This window comes from Novipirellula methanifontis (assembly GCF_052161655.1).
Classification (GTDB): domain Bacteria; phylum Planctomycetota; class Planctomycetia; order Pirellulales; family Pirellulaceae; genus Novipirellula.
Window position 1 is genome coordinate 6280064 of the sequence record NZ_CP197418.1, and the last position, 16155, is coordinate 6296218.

Genomic DNA, 16155 nt, shown 5'->3' on the forward strand with positions numbered 1-16155 from the left:
GCGGTTGGTTCCGAAGTTAGACTCAGCGTCGATGGCGCCCAACATGCTCGATCCAAAATGCTCTTCCGCGCAATGCTCCACCGCGCCCAAGGTTGGGTGTTCCCAGCCAAGTAGTTCTCCCTCGGTGGACTCGGCCGACATTAAGCAGCCGGCAAGTCAAAATGCAGTGGATTGGCGAGCCGATGACGATATCGAGTTGCAGGCGATTTACACGCGGGCTGCATTCGATTCTTCTTCATGCATGACGCCGGATCGTGATTTTCTGCTCCGCGGCGTGACAAAGGATTTAGGCGGTTCGTTGGCGATCGACCTTCGCCAGCGACACGCTCATCCCGATCCAGAACTGACGAACCGTGCGGCGTTGGACGATTTGCAGGGTGGAGTGACCTCGTTGGAATTGCGTCTGGACCGTGCCGTCCGCTCGGGATCAGGGCAAGCGTTTGGCACGCCCTGTGATGATGTGAACGGCATACTCGGCGAGGGGATACGAGGCGACCAGTTGCTCGGTGACGGGTTGCTCGGTGACGATGGCGTGATGCTTTACGAAGCGAGCGACTTTGACACGGCACTTGCTTCGGTACCGCTGGACCAAACCGCAATTGCTCTGGATGCGGGTAACGGTTTTCTGGCCGCCGCGGCTTCGCTCGCGGCGTTATGGGAACGACGCGGCGTCGACCCGCTTCAAGCCCGTGGCGCGTTCGCTGCTGACCCGATCGGGACGCTCTCGCGTGAGCCATGGCTTGCCCAGCTACGAGGCAAGCCGCTGCTTGGGTTGTCGGATCTTGCGACTTGGACTTCGCGAACGTATCCCAATGTCACCTCTGTCGCCGTCGATAGTACAACTTATTACGACGCGGGCGGAACCGACACGCAAGAACTCGCGTTCTCGATTGCCACTGCGGTGCAGTATCTGCGTGCGATGACCACCACACGAGACTCTCGAACCGAGTCCTTGTCGATCGATCAAGCAGCCGCACAAATCTTGTTTCGATTCAGTCTCGGAACGGATCACTTTCTTTCCATTGCCAAACTGCGAGCCGCACGCGTGCTGTGGACCCGCGTGATGCAAGTATGTGGCGCGGCGCCGCCGCCGATGAAAATTCAAACATGCACAAGTTCGCGAGTGATGACGGATCGTGATGTGAACATCAATCTGCTACGCAACTGCGTCGCGGTGTTTTCGGGGCTACTCGGGGGTGCCGATGCAGTCACCTCGCTTCCGCTTGATCACGCGATCCAGTTGCCGGATGAATTCGGGCGGCGGATGGCTCGCAACACGGTGTTGATCCTCAGCGAAGAAGCTCAACTCCGTCGCGTGGTCGACCCGAGCGGAGGCAGTTACTTTTTTGAAACGCTGACCAATCAACTGTGTGAAAAGGCGTGGGCGCTATTTCAAGAAGTCGAGCGACGCGGCGGCATGCTCACCTGCGTGCGAAACGGTTGGGTAGCGAAGCAAGTTGCACTGTCGGCTCAAAAATGGGCGAGCCAGTTTGCTTATGGCGAGAAAAGTATTGTCGGAGTGACTAAGTTCATTCACTCCGGCGATCGCGTCGTTCGACATGCTCCGCCGAATTTAGATCGGCTGCGGCAAGAGTCAATGCGTCGGTTTGCTGAACATGGCGATGCCCACGTCGCAATTCCGCTGTTTGAACATGGACCCAACCTAGCCGAAGCGATGTTTGTCGCGGCACAAGGCGGTGCCTCGATTCCGCAAATGAATCGCATGTTAGGGGATCAAGCATCCACGGAGGTGTCACCATGAGTCCCGTTCCTAACTTTGCCGAAGTACCGCTTCGCAGTTGTACCACAGACAAGAAAGCGACCGATCCACAAGCAGAACGCTCATCGTGGGATGCGTTCTGCACGCAACAAAACGGATCGGCTCGACAAGCCGCGTTAGGGCAGGAAACTGACGAAAAGATTCCGATCCGACCGATCTATACCGCCCGCGATTTGGTGGGCTTGGACCATTTAGATTCAAAGCCGGGCTCGGCTCCGTTTTTGCGAGGACCGTATGCAACGATGTATCGCCAGCGGCCATGGACGATTCGGCAGTACGCTGGTTTTTCGACGGCAGAGGACTCGAATGCATTTTTTCGTCGCAACGTGGCCGCAGGGCAACGCGGGTTGAGCGTTGCGTTTGACTTGGCGACCCACCGCGGCTACGACTCGGACCATCCTCGCGTTGCCGGGGATGTCGGCATGGCCGGCGTGGCGATCGACAGCGTCGAAGACATGCGGATTTTGTTCCACGACATCCCGCTGGACAAAATGAGTGTCTCGATGACCATGAACGGTGCCGTGTTGCCGATCATGGCGATGTATCTGGTTGCAGCAGAAGAACAAGGAGTCCAAGCGAGTCAATTGATGGGGACGATTCAAAATGACATTTTGAAAGAGTTTCTGGTGCGAAACACCTACATCTATCCGCCCGAGGCAAGCATGCGGATCGTGGCGGATGTCTTGTACTACACGACCGAGCGGATGCCGCGATTCAATAGCATCAGCATCAGCGGCTATCACCTGCAAGAGGCCGGTGCGACTGCGGATCTCGAGTTGGCTTACACGCTGGCCGATGGATTGGAATACATCCGAGCGGGAGTGAATGCGGGATTGAGTGTCGATCAATTTTGTCCCCGGTTTTCTTTTTTCTGGGGCGTTGGCATGGACTACTTTATGGAAGTAGCCAAGTTGCGTGCGGCACGTTTAATGTGGGCCGAAATCGTCAAAGCGTTCGGCCCGAACAATCCCAAAAGCATGTGTTTGCGGGCGCACTGTCAAACGAGTGGCTACAGCTTGGTCGCGCAAGACGTTTACAACAACGCTACGCGAACGTGCATCGAGGCGATGGCGGCAACTCACGGTCATACCCAGTCCCTGCACACCAATGCGATCGACGAAGCGTTTGCACTTCCCACCGATTTTTCGGCTCGCATTGCCCGCAACACGCAATTGTTTCTGCAGCATGAAACCGATACCTGCAAGGTTGTCGACGCTTGGGGCGGCAGCTATTACGTGGAACGTCTGACTCGAGATCTCGTCGATCGAGCCCAGCAACACATCGATGAAATTGAAGCGGCAGGCGGTATGACCCAAGCCATCCAATTAGGCATACCAAGACAGCGAATCGAAGAGGCGGCCACGCGTGCTCAGATGAATGTCGAGTCGGGCGCGAAGTCAGTGATTGGTTTGAATCAATACTGCCATCCGGGCCAAGAAGAATTCCGAGTTCGCAAAATTGACAACGCAGCGGTGCTGCAGAATCAATTCGATCGGCTACAGCAGTTACGTGCCGAACGTGATCCGGTCATGCTAGAACACAGTTTGGCGGCGCTACGTCATGCAGCTTCGGATCCCCAAACCAACCTACTCGCGTGTGCCGTGGATGCGGCACGAGCAAGAGCTACTGTGGGAGAAGTCAGCGATGCTCTCGAATCGGTCTACGGTCGCTACTCAGCTCCTGCGCGAGTCGTGCGAGGCGTCTATTCGTCCGGCATAAAACATTGCGAGGCGTTATCCGCAGTGCAACAGCGAGTTGCTGCGTATACCGACGCGTCTGGACTCGCTCCGCGAATCCTGGTCGCCAAAATGGGCCAGGATGGTCACGATCGTGGACAGAAAGTGATTGCGTCGGCGCTGGCCGATATTGGCTTTGATGTTGAAATTGGACCGCTGTTTCAAACAGCCGAAGAAACCGCCGATACAGCGATCCAGCAAAATGTGCAAATGATCGGCGTCAGCTCGTTAACCGCAAACCATTTGACGCTCGTTCCGGCACTGCACGATGAGCTCGTCCGACGCGGTCACGAAAGCATCATGATCGTGGTCGGAGGAGTTGTACCGCCTCAAGATCATGAGGTTTTGTACCAAGCGGGTGCCACGGCGATTTTTGGCCCAGGAACCAAGATTGCCGATGCCGCGTTGGTTCTGATTGAGCAACTCGAAACCAGTTTGGCCAACGCCAACACGACTCAGGCTGCCGCGAAATCCGTTTCAGGATAAGTCTGGGCCGCAAACTCGATCGGCTTTTAGTGGTTTTGCAGTTGCGCTGGCATTTCTGCCACCTCTCTACCAACTTCGGAGGTCGTGCAGCTTTTAAGCTGTTTGTTTTCCTAGACTTATGGCTCTTTGCTGTAGTTTATCCAGACGCAGGAGATTTTGAGCTAGGACCAACAGACCGGTCTCGCAGCGGGCTCGCTTTATTCCGCGACCGTGAAAGCGGTCCACTCGCCGATTCCCTTTGGCGTCGCCAAAGGAGAGTTCCACGGTTTGCCCGCGTAAACGATAAAGCGTCTTGCAAGATTCACTTGCCATCTTCTCGCGTTGAGCCTCCAGCATCTCTTCGCCTTCGATTCGCTTGATTCGTCGTGGGCCTTTGCCGCTGAGACAGCGTTCGGCCAACGGACAGCCCTCACAGAACTTCGCGTCACACTGATAGGTCGATTGGTAAACATATCGGTCGCCCATACGCATCTTCTTTTCTCGCCACAAATAGGCTAAGCGGTGACCTTGCGGGCACTCATAGCAATTCGATGAGGCTTGAAAACGAAATTCTTCGCGGGGAATTTGAATTTCGCCGCTGCGTGACTTCCGCTTTGCAGCGCTACCGCTGGCCGATGGCGGTGCCAGCAAATCAATGTTCCGATCACGCGCGTCGGTAAGGTCAAGAATGCTGCAGTAGCCGCCATCGGCCAGCACCCTCTTGAGTTGGCCGCCGAATAACTTTTGCGTCTTGTCGATCATGGGGGCCAGCGTGCCCGCATCCGTTGCAGAGGCTTGACACAGATAACTAACAATCAGTCGACTGACCGGATCGACCATAAATTGAACGGTATACAACGGACGATACGTCTTGCGTTTATCGCGGCCCAGCGGCGCAATGGGGTCAGTCAAGCTGACGGTGATCTTGTCAGGATCTTTGCGTTTATCACTCGGCTTTTTAGCGTTTTCATTAATCCGTTGCTCCAGTACGATGGCGGCTGCCTCGATTCGAGAGGCCAAATCTTGTCGGCCTGACTCCGTTGGCGGCACCCATTTGGGAAGAGGATCGGTTCGGCAGTAAGTGCCGTCGATCAGTTCTTTTAAGAGTTCCTGTCGCCTCTGGAGAGTGTTGCGATTGACCATCCGATGCCGCGATGCACAGGCGGCAATCGACGTGCCATCTAGAGCCACCGTGGTCGGGTCAAGATGCCCTTGCTCGATGGCCCGTTGGGTCACGTCGTCATGAAGCCTCTCAATGACGTCGCCGATGCGATCACGAAAATCATACCAAGTTCGACGAGCCGGCGTGTATCCATGACCGAGCCATTGCATCGCTTCGTTGAGCTTGGCTTCTTCCTCCCAACTTGCAGGGCTGAGTCGTCCCTTGAGGAACTGATAGAGAACCATCTGCAAAAGCAGAATGGGATCGTAGGGCTCCTGGCCCCTACCACTGTACATCCGATCGACTTCGCTACGATCAAGTTGTTCAACCTGCCGGCGAACAATTCGTGCAAGATCGTCCGGCGGAAGTTTGGCATCAATTTGTTTCCATCGCTGATCGCTTGCTGGCAGAGGGACGGGGCGATAACTGACTTTTTAATCGTCTCTGAATCGTTTATGCTCATGGCGACCTCCGTATGGCTTGGAAAGAACAGCGACGCACATTCTGTGCGAAATCCCAATCCAAACGAAGGTCAATTTTTTTTGCGCTAAACCCAGTTGTTAAAACAACTTAAAACCTGCACGACCTCTTCGTTGGGGGAGAGGTCGAACGGAGCCTTCAGCGACGTTCGGGTGAGGGGGCTGACCGAGCAAGCCACTCGCCGACGATAACGCCGTTTGCACCGGAAGTGCTCGGTCGATAGCGCGGTCGCCCCCTCACCCGAGCAACGCCTTAAGGGCGTGCTCGACCTCTCCCCCGACTTCGTCGGTGGAGAGGTGACTGCAGTACCGGCCGGAAGCAAAACTCAACCCCACTATCCAATGGCAACCCCGGAGATTTAGCAGGCCCGAATAAGCCCGGCTTCGGTAGATCAGCCAGTCGGATCACGCTGGATCTGCTGGATCGCCCACTGCGAGGCTTCCCGAACCAGGGCGTCTTCGTCCGCTAGCCCGATTCGCAAGGCGGGCAAGGATTCGGGATCACGTTGGTTGCCGAGCACCAGTGCCGCGTTTCGTAATACGCCACGGCGACGTGTCCGCCATAGCGGCGTCTTGCGATAACGCTCGCGAAATCCCGCGTCGTCGAGCGAAAATAGCGATCGAAGCTCTAACACATCGAGCGGTTGACGTGCCGGTGCCGCGCGTTCGTATTGCCGCATCGGTTTACGGTTCCACGGACACACCTCTTGGCAAACATCACACCCAAACGCCCAATCACCCAGCGATTCTCGCAAATCCTCGGCGATCTCGTTACGGTTTTCGATGGTCAGATAGCTGATGCAACGCGTCGCGTCCAACACTCCCGCTTGCGGAAATGCGTTGGTGGGACAGGCATCGAGACAGGCAGTGCAGGTACCACAGTGCGACGATTCATGGGGCGTGTCGGCGGGGAACTCGACATCCGTCAAAACACAGGCAAGAAAGAAATAGCTGCCGAGGCGTTTGTTTAGCAGCAGCGTATTTTTCCCTCGCCATCCCAGCCCCGCCAACTGAGCGATCTCGCGTTCCATGATCGGAGCGGTGTCGACGACCCCGCGTGCAGCAGCGTCCGGAAACGATTCGCGAATCGATTTCACCAGCCGTTTCAGCTTGGGATGGATAACGTCGTGATAATCGACGCCTTGCCATGCATAGCGTGCCACGCGGCCAACCCCTGAGGCAACTGATTGGGTTGGTCCCGCGTCGTAGGGATACGCCAGCGCGATCACACTGCGGCAACCTTCGAGCACCCCGCTTGGATGTTGGTAGGCGTCCAGTCGGTTTGCGATGTAGTCCATCTCGCCCGCGTAGCCCGCTTCGATCCAGCGAGCTAAGTGCGAAAAACCGTCTGATTGGATCGCCGGAGCGACCCCTACTGCGATAAAACCAAGCTCGGATGCTTGGTTGCGAAACGTTGCCAGGAAATCGGCTGGCGACGTAATCGGATCCGTTTTACCGCGTTCACTCAACGGGAGCGGTCTCGACGGGTTCAATATCAGCCTTGGCGATATCCACGCCACGCTCGTGGAACAGCAAGATAAAGCCAATCAACACGGCCAAAGCGAACAGAGCAGGTTTCATCCACAACCAATACCACTCGATTGCCGCGAGCTCGGAATGACGAGCGTCTGCCTTTTCTTCTTGCATGACGGCAATTTCGGATTCGCTTGCGTTAACCTTCGTTGCTTCGTCGATTTGTTTGGTTTTGGCTACAACGACCTCGCTATATTGGACGGACTCTTTGGTTGTATGTTGACCTTCGATTTTGCCGGCGACTTGAGCACCGATCATCATGCCTAATCCAAGCGTCAACATAACCAACAATCCTTGCGCTTGAGCGCGTACGGATTCGGGAGCCTTCTTGTCGGTATAGATTTGTCCGGTGACGAAGAAAAAGTCGTAACAGATGCCGTGCAGCACGATGCCAAGGATAATCATCCAGCGAATTTGATCGGTTGCTCCGAAGGCAAACAGAGTGTAACGCCCTACCCCGGCCAACATGCCAATCGCAAGCATCCATTTAACGCCAAGCCGTTTGAAGAAGAACGGCATGACCAACATGAACACGATCTCAGAGATCTGGCCATACGACATCGTTGTCCCGATCGGCAACCCGGTCAACTCCACCACGCGGCTAGTGATCTGGTAGTAAAACGCGAGCGGAATACAGATCAACATCGACGATACCAAGAAGACCAAATACGAACGGTCTTTTAACAGCGCCAACGCATCAAGTCCGAACAGTTGGCGAATCGATACCTTTTCGTCCGAGCGGACCGGCGGGGTATCGGGAAGCAAAAAGCTAAACACGCCCAATGCGATCGCGGCAACTGCGGTCATGTAAAACATGCCCGAATTGGTTTCATAACCGGTAAACGTCAATGCAAAACCCGCCGCGATCCAACCGATGGTGCCGAGCACCCGGATACCAGGAAATTCCTTTTCCGGATCCGACATGTTTTTCAACGCGATCGTATTGGTCAACGCCAGCGTCGGATAATAGGTAAGCATGTAGCCGAGAAAGAAACCCCAGTTGATGACCGACGGCGAAGGCGATTCCCCTTTCATAAACGAGACCGCCCCAAACATGATCACGCCCCCGAGCAAATGCAGGATTGCGAGCACTTTTTGAGCCGAGAAGAAGCGATCCGCGATCAATCCGACCAGCAGCGGGGTCAGCAGCCCGGCGATCGGACCCACAGAGTAAGTATTGCCAAAATCAGCCGCCTCGAATCCGATCGTGCTCAGAAAATTGGGGGCGGTGACATACCACGATCCCCAAATAAAGAACTGCAGGAACATCATGACGGAAAGACGGATGCGAACACTAGGAGCCATTGAGAGGGACTTCCGTTTGGAGGGAGTAATGGAGGCAGGTTGGTAAGCGACGTCGGTCTAGGGAAGCGATTCGAGAACTTGCTTCGTGGGGATCGGATCCACCGACTCAAGCGGGCTGTCGTCGCGGGCGAAGAACATTAAATGTTGCCAAGGCAGCATGTTATACTCTTTCACGAGCTTGAAGTGGTTCTGTTCGTACTCCTTCATGATCTGATTTTTTGACATCTTATGCAGTGGCTTAATCGGCACCGAAGGATCCTCCTCACGGTATTCCAGCAGAGCAATGACACCGTTGGGTTTTAATGAACGGTGCATATGCCACAGCATTGATTGCGGATGCGAAAATTCGTGGTACACATCGACCATCAAAATCAGATCGACTTCGCCGATTGGCAGATTGGGGTTGTCGACTTTTCCGAGAATAGGCTCGATGTTTCGCAGTTTGGCTTTGGCACCACGAACGCGAAGTTTCTGTAGCATTTCACGCTGGATGTCGACTGCCAGCACGCGGCCACTTTCGCCGACTTTCTTGGCCATCGGTAGCGTCCAATAACCGTTCCCACATCCCAGGTCACAAACGACCATACCTTCGGTCAATTTCAATTGGACAAACGACTCGGACGCGTTTTCTTCGTCATCGCGGTTGTCACGAATCAGCCACGGTGCGCCTTGGTGCCCCATCGGCTGCGCAACAATGCGGCCCATGTAAGTACGACGTGGCTTTTCGTCCGGGGGGGAAGACGCGAGATCAGCGGAATCCGGTGACGTGGGCGGCTCGACCGTGGCGGGATTTTGAGCCGACGCGTTCATCGCTGAACACGCGATCAGCCAGACGAAGAAACATCCGGCCCACAAACCCGCTCGCATTCGATTCGACTCAGTCTTCGTCGCGAGCGACAAGTTCAAACTGAGGCTCGAACGCGTCGTCAAAATCAAAGACGTCATCAAAATCCTCGCGGCGATCGGTTTCACTTTTACGCATCTGTTCGATGCGAATCAGATTGTACACCAATTCACCGAGGTCGCTTGTCGAGCGAATGCCCCAATTTGCTAAAACCATTTTTGCGAGATAACCATATTGATCAATCGCATAGCGGCGACATGACTCGCAAAGTTGTTGGCCCGTGACGTGATTCGGATTTTCAGGCGCAGTTTCCGATGCCGCTTCTACATCGACCGTCGACTCGACGCTCGCCGATTCATTGTTCTCGTGCGCGTAGTGCAATGACTCGCGAATGAATTGGTACGCTTCGATGCGATAACGTTTATCTTCGTTAAGTAAATCGCGAATCGCTTGAAGAGGAGTCGTCATGTGGGGAACTCTGAGGACGCGTCGAGTAGTTTGACGGGGGCGATCGGTACCAAATTGCTTCGGCCAATCAACAGCACGGGATGTGAATCGTATGTCTGAGGAATCATTACACAGGTAACGAAACTGCTTTCGAGTCACACACCGTTTCCATACCGCGTATTTCTATTTTGACCGCTCGCCGCAAAAAAAACAATTCGACTGCGATTGCTCGTCTGCAAAAGACGGGGATTAAAAGGGGGACATGCCCCCTGCTGAGCACACAAGCTGAAATCCAAATCGGCTTACATACCCATCACCGTCGAAGCGACCAAGTTTGCGAAACCAGCGGAATTGACACGCAGAGGCCGCATATTGCTGTGTCAATGAAACAGAGCGATGCGGTGACTTTGGCTTGCCATGACACCGAGACTTGCCATGCTCCCGCCATCAGTGACGCTTAGAAACATGGCATCAGCAAGAATGCCGAATGTCTTACGCAACTTGGAAAACAAAAAAAAGCTGACGGGCAACACACCGCGTCGTGGGGCAAACGACGTAAATGGCTACCCGCCAGCAAGTTTGAGTCGCCCCTTCAAATGAGGGGCTCTACGATTGTATGTTAGGCGGCATCAAAGCTAAACGATAGTAAACAACAAATCCAAGATTTCCGCAATGTGGGGGGATGCGAATCTGCGAAGAAATTAGTGAGGAATTTTTTAAAAATACCCCGCGATTTCCGTACGTTCGACGCTATTTGCACCCATCGGATGAACAAACAGCCACCGGGAAAACGTCGTATATCCGAAGATGTACACATCTTTTTTTAAATAAATCAGTAACCGCCAATAGGGCTATCTGCCACGTCAATTTTCGACAACCCAAGTTGGATTCGGCACTCGTCAAGGATCTCTTTCGTTCGGCTGGCGCCAACCCGGCTAACACCCAGATCACGCATCTTTTCCACCATTTCGAGGTCGCGAATCCCTCCTGCAGCCTTCACTTGGACGTGGCTAGGGGAGTGCTTTCGCATCAGCCGAATATCATCGATCGTCGCGCCGCTGGTGCCAAAACCCGTCGACGTTTTAACCCAATCTGCATTCAGCTCACCACTGATCTCACAGAGCCGAATTTTTTGATCGTCATTCAAGTAACAATTCTCAAAAATAACTTTTACTTTTTGCTTCTTCCCGTGGGCGACCTCGATCACCGCAGCAATGTCATCGCGAACCTCGATCCAATCGCCGCTGATCACTTTCGAAACATTGACGACCATATCGAGCTCTTCGCAGCCATCGGCGATCGCTTGTTCCGCCTCCGCCCGCTTGACCGCTGTGGTGTTTAAACCAAGCGGGAATCCGATCACAGTTGATGTCTTGACCGTACTGCCGGAAAGCATTTTCGCACATCGAGGTACCGCACACGGCATGATGCATACACTGGCGACATCGTAGGCCAAAGCCAGCTTAATTCCGGTATCAAGATCCGAGGTCGAAAGCGTTGGTGACAACAACGCATGATCGATCATTTTCGCGATGTCGGGGTATGTGAATTCGTTGCTCATGTCGTTTTGTTTTTTGCGAGATCGGAGGAGACGGATGTTGTCGGTCCCATCCACGTGCCACAGTGTGAACATCGTCATGGACGATGTCCAAAATCAGCAATTCATGCCTTGAATCATGAATCATCTTGGCAATTTGAAAACAGCCACGCGGGGGAAGCTTTGCAGTCCTGAGTTTCTTTTAAAGCAAATTAAATCGCAAGTTCTGCAGTGATTTGCACTGCGTTATCGCTTTCCAGGTCCAGCAAATACTGCTTCGTATCGAGTCCACCGGGTGCGCTAAAACCACATAGTTTGCCGGACGATGCAACCACCCGGTGACACGGAATTACAATCGGCATCCGATTGCGAGCCATGCTACTGCCAACGGCTCGGCTTGCTCGCGGACTGCCTGCGCACTCGGCCAATTGTTTGTACGTCTGGCGAGTCCCTGGTTGGATTTCACGACAATGTCGGTATACCGCCTTCATGAACGGTGTCCAATTCGATTCGTCGACTTGCACCGTTTCAAACGTAGTGCAGCCAAACTCAAAATAGGATTGCAATCGCTCGTCGAGAGATTCAACCCACTCCCGGACGGTGGTCATATTTGTTTGCGACAATTTCTGCGGCGACGGACTTTGGGCGCGATCATTTCCCCATCGCAAACTCCATAACCCACGCTCGGTCCACTCGGACCACATCTTCCCCAACGGCGATTGATGCTCTGCGACACACGTGGCAGTCGATGGACATTGTTGCTTTGCAGCAAGCGGAGTTCGACTTCGTGATGCCATGTCTATTTTCCAATACAAAAGCGACCGAATACGCGATCCAAGATATCGTCAGTGTAGACCGTCCCGGTGACCTCACCAAGACACTCGACGGCGACGCGAAGTTCCGACGCGACAAATTCGTGTCCATCGCCGTGTTGAACAAGACGAATTGCTGTTTCGATGCACTCGGCAGCGTGGGCAAGCGAACCCGAGCAGCGTGCGGCGGTCCCCATGATCGAACCGACCTCTTCCTGGTCGCGAGACCCCGCAAATTGCGAAATGCGATTTCGCAGCTTCTCCACGCCGTCGCCGGTGACCACGCTGGTGTAAATCCAATCGGATTCCGTCACGACAGCCTCGATCAGATCGGATTTTGTCGCGACCCAGATATCAATCGACGACCGCTTAGACGAACCATCGTGAGTTTCAAAGTAACGTCGCTGTGCCGCCAAATCTTCTTTGGACGCATCAACGCACCAAAGTCGCACGTCGGCGTTTTGCGACGCACGAAGCGCCTGAGACTGCGAAGCCGCGGTGATTTCAAAGAGCGGATCTTCCTGAGCACGACTTTCGATTCCGGCGGTATCGACCCACTGGATCGCATTGCCATCGAGGACGGTTTCCACCGATACAATGTCGCGTGTGGTGCCTGCGACATCGGCGACAATCGCCACTTCATGTCCCACCAATGCGTTGATTAGATGGCTTTTGCCGGCGTTGGGATTACCGCGAAAAGCGACAATCATTTTCGATCGATTGCCCCCGCGGGATTCCATCGATTGACGCGTTTTTTCTACCGCGGTATGGATCACGCTTAAACGCTCGACCAAAGCCTCGTCACTGACGAATTCAATGTCCTCGTCAACAAAATCGAGGCCTGCTTCGACATCGGCAAGCAGATCGAGCATCTCGCTACGCATATGTTCGAGCGGTCGGGAAAGGTTTCCTGCCAATTGTTTGAGCGCATGCTCGAGCGATCCTCGTTGCTCCGCCTCGATGACACCGAGCACCGCTTCGGCTTGCGGCAAGTCCAACCGACCCGCCAAAAACGCCCGCATGGTAAATTCACCAGGACGCGCTGCGCGAGCACCCGCAGAACTCAACACACCCACGATCGATTGCAACACCGGCGCGGATCCGATCGTGTGCAGTTCTGCCGACGGTTGCCCCGTGTAACTTTGGGATGTCGGCCACAGCGACACTGTGACATCCATCTCACCGAGCGGCATTCCGAGATCGATCCGGCTGTCGATCACCTGAGGGCGTTTTGTGTGTGACGTCGGCACGCCGACCGATTCCAGAATCGATACGACCGATTGCCCTGACATGCGAACAATCCCTCGCATCGCGGGCGTTGTTGGCGATGCGATCGCCACAATGGTTTCATCGGAATCGAGCATGCTAATGAACAAACGCCGTCGATTTGGATGGCGACTTTTTCGATCGCGCGACCGCCGGATCGTCTACGCTCGCTCCGGCTTGCCGCAGCGCGTCAGTGACTGCGGATTGGCTCACGAGGTCTCGCAGCACGATCGGTTGTTTCGGATTGGAACCGGGATAGATTGCCAAAACGGGGATCGAACGACTTTGTAACTCCGCAAGTTTCGACTTAATTTCAGGGTTGTGATCGGTCCAGTCGGCCAGCATCGGCACCGCGTCAAGTTCTTCGATGACTTTGCGAGTTTCTTCGGTGTTCAGTGCAACGTTGTAATTGACGATGCAGTTCACGCACCACTTGGCAGTAAAGTCGATCATCACTGTGCGTCCTTCGGCTTGCAGTTCTTGCAAACGATCTTCGCTGTATTCTTCCCAAGCGATTGTCTTCACGCCATCTTGAGGCGCCGGTTCGGCACCCAAGTACTGAAACGCCATAAAACCGATTGCCGTCGCGATGCCCACGCCGCCAACCCAAGCAGCCAAGCGTTTTTCGATGTCGGCCCAGTTCGGAACTTTGCCAATGATCCAGCAACCAAACCAAACGCCTAACAGGGTCACGAAGACAGGCATTTTGTGGTCGTCGCTGAACTGGTTGAAAAAGAACGCGACTGTTGCCAGGAACAAAAACGCCAAAAACTCTTTCAGCGTTTCCATCCAATTGCCTGGTTTTGGCAACCATGCAACCAGCTTGGGCCAAATACCAATTAGGATATAAGGAATCGCCATTCCCAATCCGATTGTCATCATCAACGCGGTCGTTTCAGCGGCCGTCAAAGCGATCGTCAATCCAAAAATGGCTCCCAGAAACGGGCCGCTGCATGGCGTCGACAACACGGTGGCAAACGCCCCTTTGGCGAACGCCCCTGGATAGCCTTCGCGTTTTTGTAGGTCCTGCGATACCTTGCCGCCCGCCATTCCCGGAGCAGGGATTTCCCATACCCCTAGGTAGCTCAGTGCCATTGCGAACATCAACAACGTCAAGCCAAGTCGCACAGGCAAGTAGGTAAACTGCTCGCCCCAAGAGAGCGAAAAGACGACCGCCAGTGCCGTTAACAGTGCGAACACGGACATGATGCCCGCAGCGTAAAAGAAGTTCAGTAAGAACGCTCGTTTGCGATCCGCACCCGCTTGCTGAACAAAGCTCATCACTTTGAGCCCCACAACAGGCAAGACGCACGGCATAAAGTTCAGGATCACACCGCCAAGGAACGCGAACAACAAAACGACCGCAAACGGACGCCCCTTGGCGTCTGCGCCGTCGTTGATCACGATCGGTTGCACTGGGGCTGCCGAATGATCTGGGGCAGCCGAATGAACTGGGGCTGCCGAATGAGCGGCGGTATCCGCAGGCGTGTCCTCGACAGGTTCCTCGCGAGCCGGAGTGGTTGCTACTGCAGCGACATCGGTGTCATCCGCTGGCTGCGTCTTCGTATCGCTGCCCGTGTTTTGAGGAGCCGGTGCAGGTTTGGCCTGCAGTTTGTCGACCCAGTCGGTTTCTGCAGCGGCGTCGAGTACATCGGCGCGTTTGACGCTGGCAAACTGCACCGCTGCGGTCGATGACGCAGGAGCACTTGCTTTGCCGACCTTTAGCGTGGTTGAAAACGACAGTGCCATCGGTTGTTGGCAACTTTTGTCGGTGCAAGCCTGGTACGCAATCATGCCGGCGATCTTGTGATCTCCCGGCTTCGCGTCATTTGGAACCTCGACCGGAACCGACCATGTCACCTTTCCTTTGTGGAACATCACGCCAGGTAACAATTTGGCGTCCACTGGAACCGCGATGCTGTTTGCTTTCGGTGCACCGACGCGGAGTCCCGATTTTTCTGACACAACCATGTTGGTCGAAAAGTCGCCGTCATCGACCGTCAATTGATAAACGTGGAATCCAGCGTCAGGGGTCGCAGTGAACTTCAACGTCGCTCGTTCGCCTGGTACCACCGTGGCGGGCGTCAACTCAGCGGTCCACTGGACTTCGTAACCATCGTCGCGAAACGGTTTCGCGGCAACATTCTTCTCCGGTTCAACCGCTGCGGTTCCGGCTTGCGTCATCGCGGCAGGTATCGCGACGTTGCCTGCGAACGCCGCCGTCAAAGTTTCCGAGATCGGGATGCATGCGCCGTCGGGCTTACAGACTTGTGCCTCGACCGCAATTGAAATTGAGTCACGAAAATTAGCGGGCACGGCAAGCGGCGCCGACCAAACCACACGTCCACCGTGCTCTTCGATCGTGATTCCTTTAAAAATCTCCGAGACGCTTTTGTGTGGTGCTTCGTCGGGGGCAAACTTGCCCGCCAATTTCACCGACTCAGGCGACTCGATCGACAATTTCGTCTTCATCGGCCCGCCAGACGGTTGGGTCACCGAATAGATATGCCATCCACGGTCCACGTTAACAATGACATCCAAACGCCCCTGAGTTCCAGAGGCGTCGACAAAGTACTTTGCTTCCCATTTCGCCGGATCACCGGAATCTTGCCCAAAGCCCCCGAGTGAGAAATCGGAAAAGACACTTCCGTCGTTGTCAAAACCTGTTTGCGCTGTTGCGGTTTGCGGGACGCCCACCAACAGTGTCAGTAACAAACATCCAAGTCCGAAAAGACCGCCGCCATTTTTATTTATCATTTTCAGTACGCTTTAAATAAGCTCTCTGCCGT

Annotated in this window: 11 protein-coding genes; 2 read left to right on the plus strand and 9 right to left on the minus strand. The window is 54.6% G+C overall.

The window, feature by feature from the left end; genetic code table 11:
* The first annotated feature begins 124 nt into the window (after nt 1-124).
* Nucleotides 125-1762 (plus strand): methylmalonyl-CoA mutase family protein, encoded by a 1638-nt coding sequence (locus SH528x_RS22615; RefSeq protein ID WP_442505722.1) that lies wholly within the window; start codon nt 125-127, stop codon nt 1760-1762.
* Nucleotides 1759-4002, plus strand: a complete 2244-nt coding sequence (gene scpA / locus SH528x_RS22620; RefSeq protein WP_442505723.1) for a methylmalonyl-CoA mutase — start codon at nt 1759-1761, stop codon at nt 4000-4002. Before SH528x_RS22615 ends, scpA begins: the two co-directional genes overlap by 4 nt.
* Nucleotides 4003-4095: 93 nt before the next feature.
* Here scpA and SH528x_RS22625 read toward each other — a convergent pair whose 3' ends face one another.
* The 9 genes from SH528x_RS22625 to SH528x_RS22665 all read right to left on the minus strand — a co-directional run bounded on the left by SH528x_RS22625 (nt 4096) and on the right by SH528x_RS22665 (nt 16123).
* Nucleotides 4096-5553, minus strand: coding sequence for an IS1182 family transposase (locus SH528x_RS22625; protein WP_442512159.1), 1458 nt, complete (start codon nt 5551-5553; stop codon nt 4096-4098).
* Between the two features lie 461 nt (nt 5554-6014).
* Entirely contained in the window at nt 6015-7091 is a 1077-nt protein-coding gene (gene queG, locus SH528x_RS22630) for a tRNA epoxyqueuosine(34) reductase QueG (protein WP_442505724.1), read from the minus strand.
* A complete protein-coding gene (locus SH528x_RS22635; RefSeq protein ID WP_442505725.1) occupies nt 7084-8460 on the minus strand; it encodes an MFS transporter in 1377 nt (458 codons plus the stop codon). Before SH528x_RS22635 ends, queG begins: the two co-directional genes overlap by 8 nt.
* Before the next feature lie 57 nt (nt 8461-8517).
* Nucleotides 8518-9327: a class I SAM-dependent methyltransferase gene (locus tag SH528x_RS22640; protein WP_442512160.1), complete on the minus strand. Its 810-nt coding sequence runs from the start codon at nt 9325-9327 to the stop codon at nt 8518-8520.
* 10 nt (nt 9328-9337) lie between these two features.
* Nucleotides 9338-9772 (minus strand): Minf_1886 family protein, encoded by a 435-nt coding sequence (locus tag SH528x_RS22645; RefSeq protein ID WP_442505726.1) that lies wholly within the window; start codon nt 9770-9772, stop codon nt 9338-9340.
* 811 nt (nt 9773-10583) lie between these two features.
* Nucleotides 10584-11312, minus strand: coding sequence for a deoxyribose-phosphate aldolase (deoC, locus tag SH528x_RS22650; RefSeq protein WP_442505727.1), 729 nt, complete (start codon nt 11310-11312; stop codon nt 10584-10586).
* A gap of 188 nt (nt 11313-11500) precedes the next feature.
* Entirely contained in the window at nt 11501-12085 is a 585-nt protein-coding gene (locus tag SH528x_RS22655; protein WP_442505728.1) for a methylated-DNA--[protein]-cysteine S-methyltransferase, read from the minus strand.
* Nucleotides 12086-12087: 2 nt separating this feature from the next.
* Nucleotides 12088-13464, minus strand: coding sequence for a tRNA modification GTPase (locus SH528x_RS22660; RefSeq protein WP_442505729.1), 1377 nt, complete (start codon nt 13462-13464; stop codon nt 12088-12090).
* Between the two features lies 1 nt (nt 13465).
* Nucleotides 13466-16123 carry a cytochrome c biogenesis protein CcdA gene (locus SH528x_RS22665; RefSeq protein WP_442505730.1) on the minus strand — a complete coding sequence of 886 codons (2658 nt, stop codon included), beginning with the start codon at nt 16121-16123 and terminating at the stop codon, nt 13466-13468.
* Between the last annotated feature and the right edge of the window lie 32 nt (nt 16124-16155).

Bases quoted from the DNA above. Each gene is read 5' to 3' on its own strand.
- SH528x_RS22640 (WP_442512160.1), bottom strand. From the start codon at position 9,327: ATGCGAGCGGGTTTGTGGGCCGGATGTTTCTTCGTCTGGCTGATCGCG.
- scpA (WP_442505723.1), top strand. From the start codon at position 1,759: ATGAGTCCCGTTCCTAACTTTGCCGAAGTACCGCTTCGCAGTTGTACC.
- SH528x_RS22655 (WP_442505728.1), bottom strand. From the start codon at position 12,085: ATGGCATCACGAAGTCGAACTCCGCTTGCTGCAAAGCAACAATGTCCA.
- SH528x_RS22645 (WP_442505726.1), bottom strand. From the start codon at position 9,772: ATGACGACTCCTCTTCAAGCGATTCGCGATTTACTTAACGAAGATAAA.
- deoC (WP_442505727.1), bottom strand. From the start codon at position 11,312: ATGAGCAACGAATTCACATACCCCGACATCGCGAAAATGATCGATCAT.
- SH528x_RS22635 (WP_442505725.1), bottom strand. From the start codon at position 8,460: ATGGCTCCTAGTGTTCGCATCCGTCTTTCCGTCATGATGTTCCTGCAG.
- SH528x_RS22665 (WP_442505730.1), bottom strand. From the start codon at position 16,123: ATGATAAATAAAAATGGCGGCGGTCTTTTCGGACTTGGATGTTTGTTA.
- SH528x_RS22660 (WP_442505729.1), bottom strand. From the start codon at position 13,464: ATGCTCGATTCCGATGAAACCATTGTGGCGATCGCATCGCCAACAACG.